Origin of the sequence: Acinetobacter sp. ANC 4169, assembly GCF_002135355.1 — a bacterium.
Classification (GTDB): domain Bacteria; phylum Pseudomonadota; class Gammaproteobacteria; order Pseudomonadales; family Moraxellaceae; genus Acinetobacter.
This window is the reverse complement of the sequence record NZ_NEGE01000010.1, coordinates 105,016-120,474: the sequence shown is the minus strand read 5'-3', so window position 1 is coordinate 120,474 and position 15,459 is coordinate 105,016. Positions and strand designations below refer to the sequence as shown.

The following is a 15,459-nucleotide window of genomic DNA, read 5'->3' as shown; positions in this document are numbered from 1 at the left end:
ATTATTTTAATGGCTCAGTCAGTAAACCTACTTGAGTTAATCCTGCATCCTGTAGGGCAGACATGAGTTTCATGACTTCACCATAAGGACGAGATTCACTGCCGTTAATCAGTACGCTCATCTGTTTTTTCTGTGCTGACGCTTCACGTTGCGATTCAGTCAGCACAGCTTTTAATTCATCGAGTGTGAGCACATCATTACTATGTGATTTATCTTCCAGTTTAATAGTGCCATCTGTTTCAAGCGTGACAATGGCAGGGCGGTCTTCGGCCTGCATGGGCGTGCCATTGGCTTGAGGCAAATCAACTTTTACCCCGGTCGTAATCATGGGTGCTGTGACCATGAAAATTACTAAAAGCACCAGCATGACGTCGATATAAGGCACGACATTCATGTCACTTTTTAATGGTTTTTTGATACGCTCAAAGCGTCCAGAACGTTGAATTGCCATCAGTCATTTTCCTGTGCAGAGCCCACAGTTTGACGTTGTAAAAGCGCCACCATTTCTTCGGCAAATAAAGCACGGTCTGAATAGACTGTTTCACCTTTAGCAGTGTAATGGTTAAAGGCCAAAACGGCTGGAATGGCTGCAAACAGGCCAATTGCGGTTGCAATGAGAGCTTCGGCAATACCAGGTGCAACAGTGGCCAGTGTGACCTGATCAACATCTGCCAAACCAATAAAGGCATTCATGATGCCCCAAACCGTACCGAAAAGGCCGACATAGGGTGCAACTGAACCAATGCTCGCCAAGGCACCCAAACCTTGTTCCAGATTGCCTTGGTCACGGCTTAGGCCAACGCGTAAAAGGCGTTCTGTACCTTCAATGCTTTGCTGTGCCGGTGCATTGCGTTTGGTCAGCTTTAAAAATTCACCCAAGCCCTGATAGAAGATATCTTCCAGACCGACACGTTTGGAATTGAGCTGGGCATTGTTGTAAAGGGTATTTAATTCGGCACCCGACCAGAAGATTTTTTGGAAATGTTCATCATCTGCCTGGGCTTTTTTATAACTCATATGTAACTTGGCAATCAGATACCAACTATATAGTGATGCCAGAAGGAGCAGCAGCATTACCAGTTGAACCACAGGACTTGCTTGTAAAATAAGATCTGATACGTGTAGCGAAGATTCTAGTTGTGTTGCCATAGTTACAATGTGCCAATAAATTTTTTTAGTCTTGTCCTAACTCTTTCAGAATTAGTGTACGGATTTCTTCAGGAAGTCGTGTTGGACGCATGCCGTCTACACTGATACATGCCAATTCAACTTCACCAGATGCAAGCATGATTTCACCACGATAAATATTTTGTTGCAATACAAAAGATGTCGCTTTACACGAAACTACACTCGCGGTAACAGTAATCAGATCATCCATCAGGATAGGACGCGCATATTTTACATTTATTTTATGGACCACAAAGTGATAATCTTTTTGGTGCCAGTAATGTTCAACACCTGCCGCACGTAACCATTCAGTACGGGTACGTTCCATAAAACGAATATGGTTAGCATGATAGACAATGCCACCTGCATCGGTGTCTTCAATATATACACGAATGTTGAATTCGAATTTATTCGCCATGATGGATCCCATTTTTCAATTCAGTTTTATGGTTTTAGCTGTACTTTTAGTGGATTAAAAAAACTGTGAAAAAATGACGTTTTTTTTGCCAAGAGTCAAGCTGTATAACGCATTGCAGTTTATCATTATGAGAGTTGAGTCCAATGGCACAAGGTTTCAAATGAAATTTATTCTCTATTCAATCCTCAAAACCTTTAGATATAAAAAAAGTGAGCAAAGGATGCTCACTTTTTAAAAAATGGATTTTATTTTTTTGTAGCTTGCATTTTTTTCCAGTCTGCCTGTACTTGTCCGGCAACTTTTGGATAATCCAGAATAAAGCGCACATGGCTTTCTACTCCGGTTTTTAAGGTCGCATTATCGACAATAAATAAAGGGTTATGGTTAGGTGCGGCTTTGGCCATGTCCTGATCGGCAGGCGTTGCGCCTACAAAGACAAACAAGGACGGCATGAGCTGACCATAATAAGAAAAATCTTCACTGGCACTGGCATTGTTGTCCAGTACATGCAGTTTATCTTCTCCATTCACCTGAGCCAGTGTAGGCTGCATCAGCTTGGTTAAGGTTTTGTCATTGGTGGTCACAGGCGCGTAGGGCGCAATTTCCACTTTTGCAGTGACCTCATTGGCTGCGGCATTATGCTCAATCATTTTCGGTAGGTCTTTTAATATTCCTTGGCGCACATCTTCATTATTGGAGCGGATCGTACCCACCATATTGACTTGATCTGGAATGACGTTACCTGTTGTACCACCGTGAATGCTACCAATACTCACCACCCCCATACCTTTGGTCAAGTCCGCCTTCCGGCTGACCAGACTTTGCATGTTGTTGATCATTTGTGATGACGCATAGATCGGATCACGACCGAGCCAAGGCATGGAGCCATGTACCTGTTTACCATTCACTTGAATGCGTAAATGATCGGCACTGTTCAGAATCGCACCATCTTTATATAAAATATTGCTGCTAGGCATGCCTGCCATCACGTGCATACCGAAAATGACTTCCGGTTTGGGATTGTTCAACGCACCATCGGCAATCATTTTACGTGAACCGATTAAATGACCTTGGCTAAAGTTATCGACATCGGCTCCGCCTTCTTCAGCAGGTTGGAATACGAATACCACGGTGCCTGCAATTTTATCTTTATTGGCAGCGAGTGCTTTGGCTGCACCCAATAACATGGCTGTATGTGCATCGTGACCACAGCCATGCATGACATGCGTTTCTGCACCTTGATACATGGCTTTGGCTTTACTGGCATAAGGAAGTCCAGTTTTTTCTTCAATCGGCAGGGCATCCATATCTGCACGAAGTGCCATGACCGGACCTGGTTTAGCACCTTTCAGTACACCAATTACACCTGTTTTGGCATAACCTTTACGCACTTCAATGCCATAGGATTTCAACTCTTTTTGTACCAGCTCAGAAGTTTTGAATTCCATGTTGCCAAGTTCAGGATGCTGATGAATATGTTCGCGCAGCTTAATGGTGTGGGCTTCTACATTTTTAACGGAATCATCAATCCAGTCAGCAAGGCTGAGTTGGCTACAAAAGATAAGTGGAAGACAAAGGGAGAGCTGCTTGTACATGTTCATATCTTGGGAGAACCTTAAGAGTTTGAAATAGTTAAAGTGACTTTCTAGAATTGCATATTGTTTTAAATTTAATCAAAACTCTGTAGGTATCCTAAATATACTTTTAAGGTATACTTTATTTTAGTGATTGGAATATAAGGTTTTTATTAGTACTTTTACTTTGTAAATTTATGTATCTTATTTTGAAATGAGCTTCTATAAATTGTGGTTGTTGTAAAAGTTAATTTCGGATCTGTGACCCCGAGATTTAATCCGATTCAATTTATTATTAAGTTATTACAGCATAACTAAACATGCGAGATTTAGATGAGTCGCTTTTTGAAATATATCATTATTTTAGCCTTGGGGTTTGCACTGTGGAATTACTGGCTGAAACCGGATAAAGGTATTTCAGAGGCTGCTGATTATCAATCTGCTCAAGGAATCCATCAGTTTGATGGTTACAGTATGAAAAATCTTGAAGCGTATGCTGGCGAGTTTCGGGTTTTATCAAGAGAAGACTATAGTTTCGGGCGAGAGGCCGAACTCAGTCCAGTAGATTTTGCTTTGGGATGGGGCAGCATGACCAATCCTGCTGTTTATAAGCAGTTGTCGATCAGTCAGAGTAATCGCTGGTACTACTGGCGTTATGAAAATGCACCGCCTATACCTGTGAATGAAATTTCAACGCACAGCGCCAATACGCACTTGATCCCTGCATCAAATCAGATTGCAAAACAGCTGAAAGAGATTGATCAGGATGATCTGATTTATTTGAAAGGACAACTGGTTGAGGTCACGGCTGATGATGGCTGGAAGTGGCGCAGTTCTTTAAGTCGTGAAGATACAGGGAATGGTGCGTGTGAGTTGATGCTGGTGGAAGAGGTACGTGTTATCTCTAATTTATAAGTATCTAATTAATTAAAATTAAAAAGAAAAACCTTTAAGATAACCCCAACGAATATTTTAAAAATAAGTTTGGGAAAGATGGCACAACAAGAAAATGCACAGGCGGTGATTTTACAACAGCTAAGTGGTCAACAATTAGTGATTAAAATTGAACAAGATACGGATTGGATTTCGATAGGCGCAATTGTTATGTCATTGCTTGCTTTTATAGTGACTATTTATATTGTAAGGAAGTCGACACAAGGTCAAATTGAGTCTAATAAGAACTTAATCGAAAGCCAAGAAAAGCAAAAACAAATAGAAACTCATTACCATAAAAATAAGGATTGGATACAATCAGTTATTGAGCAAAGAGTCAGGGTGTATTCATGTGTAAGGGAGTATACGGTAAATTATACTAGTACTATTCAGCTTATTAATGAGTGTATTCAATCTAATGCCTGTGCTTTGATCGAAGAAAATTTTAATTCAGAACTTACTGAATTAGCCAAGCAAGGTAATGAATTAATAGAGCAACTTGATAGATTACAAGCATTAGTTGAATTACAGAATTTTGCTACACAAGAACTGAGTGTCGACTTTGAAAATATGAAAATGTGGGTTTCAAAAAGCCTGGATAATTTTGCAAAGCGTAAGTTTAAAGAAGATGAGTTGAACGAGCTCAAATCATTACATTTAGTTTTACAAAAGATTCTTAAACACAATTTAAAACTTATTTTTAATAACCAAAAAGCAGCTTAAGCTGCTTTTGAATTATTTCTCTTTCGGCTCTGGCGGTGTCATGCCAAACTGTAAATACGCCATATTTGTTGCAATACGGCCACGTGCAGTACGCATGGTATAGCCTTGCTGAATCAGGTAAGGTTCAATCACATCTTCCAGAGTACCTGAATCTTCCGCCATCGCCGCAGCCAAAGCTTCGACACCTGCAGGACCACCATCAAAACGCTCTAGCAACATACTCAAGTAGCGACGGTCTAAAGTGTCCAAACCATCTTTATCGACATTTAGCATATCAAGAGCACGTTGTGCCATGTCCTGAGTGACTTCGCCTGTACCTTTGACTTGAGCATAGTCACGCACGCGACGTAGCAAACGGTTGGCAATACGCGGTGTACCACGTGCGCGACGAGCAATTTCTTTTGCGCCATCAGCGGTCATGGGAACATCCATTAAACTGGCTGAACGTGAAACAATGTGAGTCAGGTCTGCAACTGAATAAAATTCTAAACGCTGCACAATACCAAAACGGTCACGCAGTGGAGAGGTGAGCAAGCCTGCACGAGTTGTTGCAGCCACCAAGGTAAATGGCGGCAAATCCAGTTTAATGGAACGTGCGCCAGGGCCTTCACCAATCATGATATCCAGCTGGTAATCTTCCATGGCGGGATACAGGATTTCTTCAATCACAGGAGAAAGACGGTGAATTTCATCAATAAATAAAACGTCACCTTCTTCCAGATTGGTCAGCATGGCGGCCAGATCACCGGCACGTTCCAGAACAGGACCAGAAGTTGATTTTAAATTACCGCCCATTTCCCGAGCAATAATATTGGCCAGCGTGGTTTTACCCAAACCCGGTGGGCCAAAAATCAGGGTATGGTCGAGGGCTTCGCCACGGCCACGGGCTGCGCCAATAAAGATTTCCATTTGCTCGCGTACCACTGGCTGACCAATATAGTCATCCAGTGAAGTCGGGCGAATGGCACGATCAAAATGATCTTCGGGTTTTTCAGAACCACTGATGAGACGGTCTTGCATATTAAGTCAGTTCTATTTTCGTGAATTCGATTGTCGCGTTATGGTCATACATACCACATTTAGTTGCACGGCCGCGAATGATGAAAGATATTCACTGCTTTCGCGTAGGCGATGCCTTACTTTTGACAGATGAGCAGTATACCGCGCAAAGTAACAAAACCCTTTGCAGAAATAATGGCATGTCCATATGCCATATTTTTGCGGCAGCATCCATGCTGCCTTTCATTGCATCTATTTACATCTATAACTTCAAATCATGAGGCTATTTATTCATCGATTTTAATGCAGCGCGAATGATATCTGATGCTTCGGTGAAATCACCTTTGGCTGCATTCACCAGTTTCTGTGCTTCTAAAGGTTTATAACCTAAAGATTGCAATGCCGCTTCGGCTTCTGCCACAGCCGAGTTACCGCTAAACTGGATTTGCTGTGCTGATGCAGGATTATTGGCAGTGCCGGCAGACATGGCTTTAAAACGGTCACGCAGTTCAATCATCAAGCGTTCAGCGGTTTTCTTGCCTACACCAGGAACTTTCACCAGGCTGTTGATATCTTCATGTTCCACGGTATGAATCAGCATTTCTACGCTTAAGGTCGATAATATGCCGAGTGCCATTTTAGGGCCTACGCCGTTGACTTTCAGCAGGGTGCGGAAGATGATTTTTTCCTGGGCATTCAAGAAGCCATATAAAAGCTGAGCATCTTCACGAACGGCGAGGTGCGTCCATAAGGTGACTTTTTGGCCTTTCTGTAATTGGCAAAATGTAGAAAGCGGAGTATCCACTTCATAGCCTACACCATTGACATTTAACAGTACTGTCGGTGCTTCTAGAGCAAACACTTCACCAATGAGACATCCAATCATTTTAATTTGTCACTTTATCTATCGTTCGTTGCATAGTAGTGAGCATTTGCATGAAAGGCAAAATGCTCGTGGAATTTTTTTGCTTGTTAAGAGCAAATTAGTTGTCGATTTAAAGTCGCTCTGTCTCGAATATTCATCAATAAGGTTTATGATCCGCCCAACTGCGAAAAATGTTTTAGATCAAACCTGCCTTATTGCCTTGTAACTCTTGTGATAGGTTATAGGCCTGATGGTCAGAGAATTTCGAAATAATATCCAACACTTGCATAATATTTTCATAATGATTGCTTTGAAAATTCACACCGGCACGTTGCAACATGGACATCAAGCGCTGTTCTTTAAAGCTTAAAGTCTTGTGTGGCGTCGTCAGTGGAATAAAGGCATCTAAAATATTTTGCAGGCTTTGATGCGCAATAATTTCCAGTCCGGCTTTTTGCGGATGTTCAAAAATCTTGTCACGCGCCAGATTCTTCGCTCGGTCAATGCCACGTTCAATATCTTCGGAACAATATTGCAACAAGCTGCCTTTAAGTTGTCCCGACAAAATTTCATAGTGATGTCTGGCAAATGCTGAGGTCACTTCATCCACCAGCCGTTTCATCACCCGGCCACGTAAAGCGGCAATTTTTTGCTGCCAGGTCGTGGTGGGCATAGACAGTTCTTCCGGTCTGCCATAATCCGCAATCAGGTCGAGGAAAATAGGTTCCACTTCTTCATAAGACAGCATATTTAAAATAATGCCATCTTCCAGATCAATCAGGGCGTAGCAAATATCATCTGCGGCTTCCAGTAAATAGGTCAGCGGATGACGGCAATACTGATATTCGCCGAGCTGAATTAAACCGAGCTGTTCAGCAATCTGCTTTAGAATCTCTTTTTCTGATTGATAACAGCCGAACTTGGCGCGTTGACTGGCAGGGCGGTCACCTTGAGAAGCAATCGTTTTAGACAGCCACGGATACTTTAAGTAAGCGCCTAAAGTGGCATAAGTCAGGCGCATACCGCCGTCATTCGGATGGTAGTCAATTTTGGTCAATAAACGTAAGCCTTGGGCATTGCCTTCAAATTGACGTACATCGGCTTGTTCTTCTGAAGTGAGTTTTTCCAGAAAATTGCCATGTGATGCATCATCAAACCATTCGCGAATCGCATATTCACCAGCATGTCCAAAGGGTGGATTGCCAATATCATGCGCCAGGCAGGCGGCCTGAATAATGGCACCGACATCGGCAGGGGAAATCCAGACTGGCAGTTGATCTTTAATTTTTTCCGCTGCCAGCATGCCCAGTGAACGACCAATACAAGACACTTCAAGTGAATGGGTTAAACGGGTGTGAATGCCATCGTGCTGTGTCAGCGGGTGAACCTGGGTTTTACGGTTTAATTGTCGAAAACTTTGCGAAAAGATAATGCGGTCATAATCTTTATGAAATGGGCTACGTGCCTGTTCTGAACTTTGTTTTTTGCTACCAATACGAACTGTCGAAAGCAGTTCCAACCAACGCATTTGTTCCATTTATCGTTATTCAGTTATTTGCTATATGCATGATGCCAAAATTACATGGAATGCACTAGAGTAGCGCGTCATAGTTTGACACTTTTCATGCACTATTCAGTGCATAGTTTTGCGGAAATTCAGCTAGAAAGTGTCAAATCTTTGACAAGGCTTAAGGATTGTTTTCAGGCACTGTTGATTTTTAATAAAAATGTAGATAGAAACAGATGTCAAAACAGCAGCCGAATATTTTATTAATTGTCGCAGATGATTTGGGTTTTACTGACCTAGGTGCCTTTGGCGGGGAAATTCAAACACCGAACTTAGACACGATTGCGCTTGAAGGCTTAAGATTTACTAATTTTCATACAGCATCGACCTGTTCGCCAACGCGTTCAATGCTACTGTCTGGCACAGATCATCATTTGGCTGGATTGGGATCGATGGCAGAAGCTATTCGTCCCGAACAAAAAGGCCAGCCAGGTTATGAAGGTTATTTGAATGATCAGGTCGCAGCACTGCCGGAACTGTTACAGGATGCTGGCTATTACACTGTTTTGTCTGGCAAATGGCATTTAGGACTGACGCCCGAGCGTTTTCCTGCGCGTCGCGGTTTTGAGCGTTCATTTACACTACTGCCGGGGGCAGCCAATCACTATGCTTATGAAGCCGATATTCCAGAAGAAGAGATTCCTGGGCTGCTGAAAGTCACCCGCGGTTTATATGCGGAAAATGATGAATATGTGACGTCACTGCCCGAAGATTTTTATTCTTCAGATTATTTTACTGAGCGTTTGCTGGAGTATTTGCAGGATGATGTGCAGCGCCAAGGCCGTCCATTTTTTGCTTATTTGCCTTTTTCAGCGCCACACTGGCCACTTCAGGCACCTAGAGAAGATATTGAAAAATACCGAGCTAAGTATGATGCTGGTCCAGAAGAGCTACGTCAAAAACGTTTAGTGCGTGCTCGTGAGCTGGGTTTGGTTGGTGCAGATGCAACGATTCATCCAGTACTCGCGAAAACCAAATTTTGGGATGAACTGTCAGATGCTGAAAAGCAACAATCAGCTCGAACAATGGAAGTCTATGCGGCTATGGTTGATCGTTTGGATCAAAATGTTGGGCGTGTCATTCAGCATTTGAAAGATACAGGCGAATACGATAATACGCTGATTATTTTCTTGTCGGATAATGGTGCAGAAGGTGCTCAGCTGGAAGCATTGCCAGTATTTGGTCCGGATATTTCTACCGTGATTGCAAAATATTATGACAATGCTTTAGATAATATTGGCAATGGCAATTCTTATGTTTGGTATGGTGAGCATTGGGCGCAGGCGGCAACAGCACCGTCCCGTTTGTATAAAGCGCATACCAGTGAAGGTGGTATCCGTACACCAGCATTTATTAAATATGCTGGTGTTACACGCCAGCAAGGTATTAGCCAAGAATTTCTCACTGTAATGGATTGGCTACCCACTCTTTTAGATATTTTGGATATACAGCATCCGGGGGCGCAATATAAAGGTCGTGAATTGGTGCCGTTACGCGGTAAAAGTATTTTACCTTATTTAAATCAGCAGCAAGACCGCATACATGATGCAGACCATATCACGGGCTGGGAACTGTTTGGGCAAAAGGCACTGCGTAAGGGAGATTGGAAAGCGTTATTTATACCAGCGCCGAATGGGCCGAACAAATGGCAGCTGTATAACTTGGCTACGGATGCTGGTGAAACAGATGATTTAGCTGAGCAATATCCAGAAAAACTGCATGAACTACTGGAACATTGGAAAGTCTATGTCAAAGAAAATGGTGTGATTGAACTTACGGATGCGGATTTTGCATTAAATAAATCTGCTTAATGAAAACTGATCAAAAAATGGAGCTTTAAAAAAGCTCCATTTTTTTATGTCCGCATGTTTGCGACAGTGGCTTATTTAAAGCATCTATATCTTCATGTCAGGGCTCACTTAGAATTCTCATACGTTAGTGAGTATAAAAGAGGGGGGAAATGAAGATGAAGTATTTATTGGTGCCGTTACTGGCAATCAGTTGCAGCGTATCGCTGATTGGCTGTATTGCTGTGTAAAATTTGTGCTTTCTGCTACAGAAGTTCAGCATTTGCCAGTAACTCGAGACAGTACAAAAATGATGGCGCATTTAGATGGTTTTCAAAAGATTGCCGCAAATAATGGTGGAAACCACGCTGTAGGAACGGCAGATGGTCTTGCCACTGCAAAATACATAGTAAATGAAGCGAAAAAGGCAGGCTGCCTGAATAATGGCACCGACATCGGCAGGGGAAATCCAAACTGGCAGTTGATCTTTAATTTTTTCCGCTGCCAGCATGCCCAGTGAGCGACCAATACAAGACACTTCAAGCGAATGGGTTAAACGGGTGTGAATGCCATCGTGCTGTGTCAGCGGATGAACCTGGGTTTTACGGTTTAATTGTCGAAAACTTTGCGAAAAGATAATGCGGTCATAATCTTTATGAAATGGGCTACGTGCCTGTTCTGAACTTTGTTTTTTGCTACCAATACGAACTGTCGAAAGCAGTTCTAACCAACGCATTTATTCCATTTATCATTATTCAGTGAAGACCTGAATTCATCATGCCAAAAAAAGTCCAACCTACTAGAGCAGCACGACATGATTTGTCTTTCTGATAATGCACTGAACTGTGTGCTAGTGTTTGAGCTTGATCATTTGTTCAAGAGATCTCTTTCATGAATTAGAAAATGTTCAATATTAGATTTCCTTAAATTAGCACTGCCTCCTTTGACTGTTACTATTTTGACACCTTTGCGTAGGCAATATCTCTACTTTTGAAAGGTCAAAATGAGGATCTCAAAATATATTTGGAGTCCGCAAGAAAAACCTTGTGTTTCCCATACACGACCTCCTGAGCCAGTTTTAAGCACTGCTTTAAAATGCAGCGCAAGGGAGGGGAAACGTGTGGCAGCCATGCCACACTCATGAATCCAATGCCTGCTAAAATCTACGTTTTCTTTTAACTTTACGAACAGCTTATAGTTATTGAAAAATGATTTATGAAAGAACTCTAAGACATCAAGGATGAAAAAATGCAGAATTATGTAACACTAGCTAAAAGATACGAAATTGAGCATAAGCTTCAGTATTGCAATAATATTTAGAAACAACATAGTACAGGCTTAAATTTGTATAAGATTCAAAATTTTTATCTGAAAAATAAAATATTCTTGCGTGTTCTTGAGCGAATTGATGGCACATTCGTGAATTTCTATCTAGCTGATTTTGCCAATACGCAGTAGAATATGCGCTCTCTCTAAGTCACATTGGCGGTATGGTCCAAAAGACCTGCCCGTGGAGCCAAAATCAGCATGTTTATCGTGGCCGGTGCACCAGCACACTCTTCTTTTAAGAAAACTCAACTCTTAAACCGTCTCGCGTCAATGAGTTCTGTTCAATCAATTGAAAGTCAATGGATTTATCTGTTTGATCAAGCGCTCAACGAGCAGCAGCATCAATCTGCATTACAACTATTAAACGATGGTGCTTCTTTTGAAGTTCGCCAAGCAGCAAATGATGAAATTCAAATTTTAGTTACACCGCGTTTAGGAACAATCTCGCCGTGGTCTTCTAAAGCAACTGATATTTTTGCCAACTGTAATACCCCGATACACCGCCTAGAACGCGGTGTTTTGTTTACTTTAAAGGGTATTTCCGAAGTATCTGATGCAGTTAAACAGGTTTTACATGACCGCATGACCGAAAGTGTGTTTAATCAAATTGAAGATGCTGCGGCATTATTCTCTGAGACAGCACCAAAGCCTTTAAATAGCATTGATATTCTAGGTCAGGGTAAACAAGCACTGGTTAAGGCCAACTCTGAATTTGGTTTTGCACTTTCTGATGAAGAAATTGATTATCTGACCGAAGCCTTTATCAAGATGGGTCGTAACCCGCATGACATCGAACTGATGATGTTTGCGCAAGCGAACTCAGAGCATTGCCGTCATAAAATCTTTGGTTCTGAATGGACAATCGATGGTGAAAAACAGCCATTGTCATTGTTCCAAATGATTAAAAACACTTATAAAGAATCTCCTACAGATGTTTTATCTGCCTATAAAGATAACGCTTCTGTAATCGTGGGCTTTGATACCCAGCGTTTCTATCCGAAAAAAGACGAAGCAACCGGTCACCACGTTTATAAATACAAGAGCCAGGCCGCTCACATCTTAATGAAAGTGGAAACTCACAACCATCCAACAGCGATTGCACCATTTGCCGGTGCTGCGACCGGTTCAGGCGGTGAAATCCGTGATGAAGGCGCAACGGGTCGTGGTGGTAAACCGAAAGCAGGTTTAACCGGTTTCACGGTGTCTAACCTGAATATTCCAGGTTTTGAACAGCCTTGGGAAGAAAATTACGGTAAGCCGTCACGTATGGCATCGCCACTTCAAATCATGATTGAAGGGCCATTGGGTGGTGCTGCGTTTAACAACGAATTTGGTCGTCCTGCGTTAAACGGTTACTTCCGTACTTTCGAACAAAATGTGAATGGCGAAGTGAAAGGTTTCCACAAACCAATCATGATTGCCGGTGGTTACGGTAACATCCGTCCTGACCATGTTGAAAAAGATGCGATTCAACCGGGCGATTTACTGATCGTGCTTGGCGGTCCAGCGATGCTGATCGGCTTAGGTGGTGGTGCTGCATCTTCAGTAGATAGCGGTAAGTTGGGTGAAAACCTGGATTTCGCTTCTGTACAACGTGAAAACCCTGAAATGGAACGCCGTTGCCAAGAAGTGATTGATGCTTGCTGGCGCATGGAAGATTACAACCCGATCGTATCTGTACATGACGTGGGTGCGGGCGGTGTATCCAATGCGATGCCTGAGCTGGTCAACGACCATGAATTGGGTGCAGTACTTAACCTGCGTAAGATTCCATCACTTGAGCCGGGCATGTCTCCAATGGAGATCTGGTCAAACGAAGCGCAAGAACGTTATGTATTGGCGATTCGCCCAAGTTCTTTAAGCCTGTTTGAATCACTTTGTGCACGCGAGCGTTGTCCGTTTGCAGTGTTGGGTGAAGCGACTGAAGCTCGTCACTTAACCGTTGAAGATCCATTGTTTGAAAATAAAGCTGTGGATATGCCAATGCAAGTGATGCTTGGTGGTACACCACGCATGAGCCGTTCATATGAAACGATTGAACGCAAAGGCGATGACTTTGATGCCGCTCAAGTGGATTTGAAAGATGCGATTTTCCGTGTACTTAAAAATCCGACCGTTGCTTCTAAATCATTCTTGATCACCATTGGTGACCGTTCGATTACCGGTATGGTTGCACGTGACCAGATGGTCGGTCGTTGGCAAGTTCCTGTAGCAGATGCTGCGGTAACCACAACAAGCCTGGTCGGTTACACAGGTGAAGCCATGGCGATGGGCGAACGTCCGCCAGTAGCACTTCTTAATCCAGCGGCTTCTGCACGTTTGGCTGTGGCTGAATCAATCAGTAACATCATGTCTGCAAAAATCGACCAGATCAGCGACATTAAATTGTCAGCAAACTGGATGGCTGCAGCAGGCCAAAAAGGTGAAGACCAGGCGTTGTTCGAAGGTGTGAAAGCCATCGGTATGGAAATGTGTCCTGCTTTAGGTATTGCCATTCCTGTAGGTAAAGACTCATTGTCTATGCGTACCACCTGGAAAGACGAAGATGAAGACAAGTCTGTAACATCTCCAATGTCAGGTGTAATTACAGCATTTGCTCCTGTGACTGATGTTCGCAAAACATTGACTCCTGAATTGAAAAACCTAGAGTCAGTGCTGGTACGTATCGACTTGTCTAAAGGTCAGTTCCGTCTAGGCGGTTCGATCCTGGCTCAGGTTTACAAAGCGATTGGTTCTGTAACACCAGATGTAGACAGCTTCGAAGACTTCAAAGCATTCTTCGCATTGGTGCAGGACTGGAACAACCGTGGCTTGATCAAGGCTTACCATGACATCGGTGATGGCGGCTTGTTAGCGACTGTTGCAGAAATGATGTTCGCTTCGCGTCTGGGTGTGGCTTTAGAAGATCAATCTACTGCAAGCCTGTTTGCTGAAGAAATTGGTGCAGTTCTTCAAATCAGCAAATCTGATTGGGCAGAACTTCAAGCAGAAGTTGCCGCATCTAGCTTAAAAGATACAATTGCAGTTGTAGGTACAGTGAACAATACTGACCAGTTAACTGTGAATGGTTTAGTGCTTGAACGTGCTGATCTACAAGTAGCATGGACTGAAGTATCGCATCAAATCCAGCGTCTACGTGACAACGTAGAAACTGCGGATTCTGAGTTTGCTTTGATTACAGACAAGAATCACAAAGGTATTATTGCTCAGCCTACATTCGACTTGAACGAACCTGTAGAAGCACCGTACATCAATTCACGCCGTCCAAACATGGTGATTTTGCGCGAACAAGGCGTAAACGGTCATGTGGAAATGGCTGCGGCATTCGATAAAGTCGGCTTCAACACTATTGACGTGCACATGAGCGACTTGCTTGCTGGCCGCATCAGCCTGGATGACTTTGAAGGTATTGTAGCGTGTGGTGGCTTCTCTTACGGTGACGTGATGGGTGCAGGCGGCGGCTGGGCGAAATCAGTCTTGTTTAACCCTAAACTTCGTGACCAGTTCGAGAAATTCTTCCATCGTCAAGAAACCTTCTCATTGGGTATCTGTAATGGCTGTCAAATGTTGTCGCAATTGGCTCCACTGATTCCGGGTGCAGAAAACTGGCCGCGTTTCCACCGTAACACTTCTGAAGTGTTTGAAGCGCGTGCAGTCAACGTTCGTGTAGAAAAATCTAACTCGATCTTGTTAGATGGTATGGAAGGTTCGATTCTTCCAATCGCGGTAGCACATGGTGAAGGCCGTGTAGTTGCAACTGAAGACAAGATTGCTGCGTTAAATGCAGGCAACCAAGTCAGTCTACGTTATGTAGACAGCTTGGGTAATGCTACACAGCAATATCCATTGAACCCGAACGGTTCACCAGAAGCGATTACCGGTGTGACTTCGAAAGATGGTCGTGCAACGATTATGATGCCGCACCCTGAACGTAACTTCCGTGCAATTCAGCATTCTTGGAAACCAGAAGAATGGACTGAAGATGGTGCATGGTTACGCATGTTCCGTAATGCGCGCAAGTTTATTGGTTAATATTTCCCGAATTTAAAAAGCCACCTTCGGGTGGCTTTTTTTTAGCTTTAAAATTTACCAATTGA

General features: G+C 43.0%; 11 protein-coding genes and 1 pseudogene. 4 read left to right on the top strand and 8 right to left on the bottom strand.

All coding sequences use genetic code 11. The annotated features are described in order from the left end of the window. Nucleotide 1 precedes the first annotated feature (1 nt). From tolR to B9T26_RS09300, 4 genes are all read right to left on the bottom strand, one after another. Entirely contained in the window at nucleotides 2–451 is a 450-nt protein-coding gene (gene tolR, locus B9T26_RS09315) for a protein TolR (RefSeq protein WP_086199429.1), read from the bottom strand. Continuing rightward, a complete protein-coding gene (gene tolQ / locus B9T26_RS09310) occupies nucleotides 451–1,149 on the bottom strand; it encodes a protein TolQ (RefSeq protein WP_086199428.1) in 699 nt (232 codons plus the stop codon). Before tolQ ends, tolR begins: the two co-directional genes overlap by 1 nt. A gap of 25 nt (nucleotides 1,150–1,174) precedes the next feature. Next, nucleotides 1,175–1,585, bottom strand: a complete 411-nt coding sequence (gene ybgC / locus B9T26_RS09305; protein ID WP_086175603.1) for a tol-pal system-associated acyl-CoA thioesterase — start codon at nucleotides 1,583–1,585, stop codon at nucleotides 1,175–1,177. 245 nt (nucleotides 1,586–1,830) lie between these two features. Next, on the bottom strand, nucleotides 1,831–3,180 hold the full coding sequence (locus B9T26_RS09300; RefSeq protein ID WP_171262976.1) for an amidohydrolase: 1,350 nt from the start codon (nucleotides 3,178–3,180) through the stop codon (nucleotides 1,831–1,833). A 312-nt stretch (nucleotides 3,181–3,492) separates the two neighbouring features. Between B9T26_RS09300 and B9T26_RS09295 the strand changes: the two genes are divergently transcribed. Together B9T26_RS09295 and B9T26_RS09290 are read left to right on the top strand one after the other, a co-directional pair. After that, complete coding sequence (locus B9T26_RS09295) at nucleotides 3,493–4,074, top strand: hypothetical protein (protein WP_086199426.1); 582 nt, start codon at nucleotides 3,493–3,495, stop codon at nucleotides 4,072–4,074. Between the two features lie 78 nt (nucleotides 4,075–4,152). After that, nucleotides 4,153–4,815, top strand: a complete 663-nt coding sequence (locus B9T26_RS09290) for a hypothetical protein (protein ID WP_086199425.1) — start codon at nucleotides 4,153–4,155, stop codon at nucleotides 4,813–4,815. 12 nt (nucleotides 4,816–4,827) lie between these two features. On the opposite strand, the gene ruvB is transcribed toward B9T26_RS09290, so the two are convergent. From ruvB to B9T26_RS09270, 3 genes are all read right to left on the bottom strand, one after another. Continuing rightward, nucleotides 4,828–5,835, bottom strand: coding sequence for a Holliday junction branch migration DNA helicase RuvB (gene ruvB / locus B9T26_RS09285; protein WP_086199424.1), 1,008 nt, complete (start codon nucleotides 5,833–5,835; stop codon nucleotides 4,828–4,830). Between the two features lie 262 nt (nucleotides 5,836–6,097). Next, nucleotides 6,098–6,700: a Holliday junction branch migration protein RuvA gene (gene ruvA, locus B9T26_RS09275; protein ID WP_086199422.1), complete on the bottom strand. Its 603-nt coding sequence runs from the start codon at nucleotides 6,698–6,700 to the stop codon at nucleotides 6,098–6,100. A gap of 175 nt (nucleotides 6,701–6,875) precedes the next feature. After that, nucleotides 6,876–8,216 (bottom strand): deoxyguanosinetriphosphate triphosphohydrolase, encoded by a 1,341-nt coding sequence (locus B9T26_RS09270; RefSeq protein WP_086199421.1) that lies wholly within the window; start codon nucleotides 8,214–8,216, stop codon nucleotides 6,876–6,878. Nucleotides 8,217–8,422: 206 nt separating this feature from the next. On the opposite strand from B9T26_RS09270, the gene B9T26_RS09265 reads away from it, so the two are divergent. Beyond that, nucleotides 8,423–10,057 carry an arylsulfatase gene (locus B9T26_RS09265; RefSeq protein WP_086199420.1) on the top strand — a complete coding sequence of 545 codons (1,635 nt, stop codon included), beginning with the start codon at nucleotides 8,423–8,425 and terminating at the stop codon, nucleotides 10,055–10,057. A 400-nt stretch (nucleotides 10,058–10,457) separates the two neighbouring features. On the opposite strand, the pseudogene B9T26_RS09260 reads toward B9T26_RS09265, so the two are convergent. Then, nucleotides 10,458–10,769, bottom strand: a pseudogene (locus B9T26_RS09260) (deoxyguanosinetriphosphate triphosphohydrolase); the annotation flags it as partial. 791 nt (nucleotides 10,770–11,560) lie between these two features. Here B9T26_RS09260 and purL point away from each other — a divergent pair. Beyond that, nucleotides 11,561–15,394, top strand: a complete 3,834-nt coding sequence (gene purL, locus B9T26_RS09255) for a phosphoribosylformylglycinamidine synthase (RefSeq protein ID WP_086199419.1) — start codon at nucleotides 11,561–11,563, stop codon at nucleotides 15,392–15,394. Nucleotides 15,395–15,459: the final 65 nt, after the last annotated feature.

Bases quoted from the DNA above. Each gene is read 5' to 3' on its own strand.
- purL (WP_086199419.1), top strand. From the start codon at position 11,561: ATGTTTATCGTGGCCGGTGCACCAGCACACTCTTCTTTTAAGAAAACT.
- B9T26_RS09290 (WP_086199425.1), top strand. From the start codon at position 4,153: ATGGCACAACAAGAAAATGCACAGGCGGTGATTTTACAACAGCTAAGT.
- ybgC (WP_086175603.1), bottom strand. From the start codon at position 1,585: ATGGCGAATAAATTCGAATTCAACATTCGTGTATATATTGAAGACACC.
- B9T26_RS09270 (WP_086199421.1), bottom strand. From the start codon at position 8,216: ATGGAACAAATGCGTTGGTTGGAACTGCTTTCGACAGTTCGTATTGGT.
- ruvB (WP_086199424.1), bottom strand. From the start codon at position 5,835: ATGCAAGACCGTCTCATCAGTGGTTCTGAAAAACCCGAAGATCATTTT.
- ruvA (WP_086199422.1), bottom strand. From the start codon at position 6,700: ATGATTGGATGTCTCATTGGTGAAGTGTTTGCTCTAGAAGCACCGACA.
- B9T26_RS09265 (WP_086199420.1), top strand. From the start codon at position 8,423: ATGTCAAAACAGCAGCCGAATATTTTATTAATTGTCGCAGATGATTTG.
- B9T26_RS09300 (WP_171262976.1), bottom strand. From the start codon at position 3,180: ATGTACAAGCAGCTCTCCCTTTGTCTTCCACTTATCTTTTGTAGCCAA.
- tolQ (WP_086199428.1), bottom strand. From the start codon at position 1,149: ATGGCAACACAACTAGAATCTTCGCTACACGTATCAGATCTTATTTTA.
- B9T26_RS09295 (WP_086199426.1), top strand. From the start codon at position 3,493: ATGAGTCGCTTTTTGAAATATATCATTATTTTAGCCTTGGGGTTTGCA.
- tolR (WP_086199429.1), bottom strand. From the start codon at position 451: ATGGCAATTCAACGTTCTGGACGCTTTGAGCGTATCAAAAAACCATTA.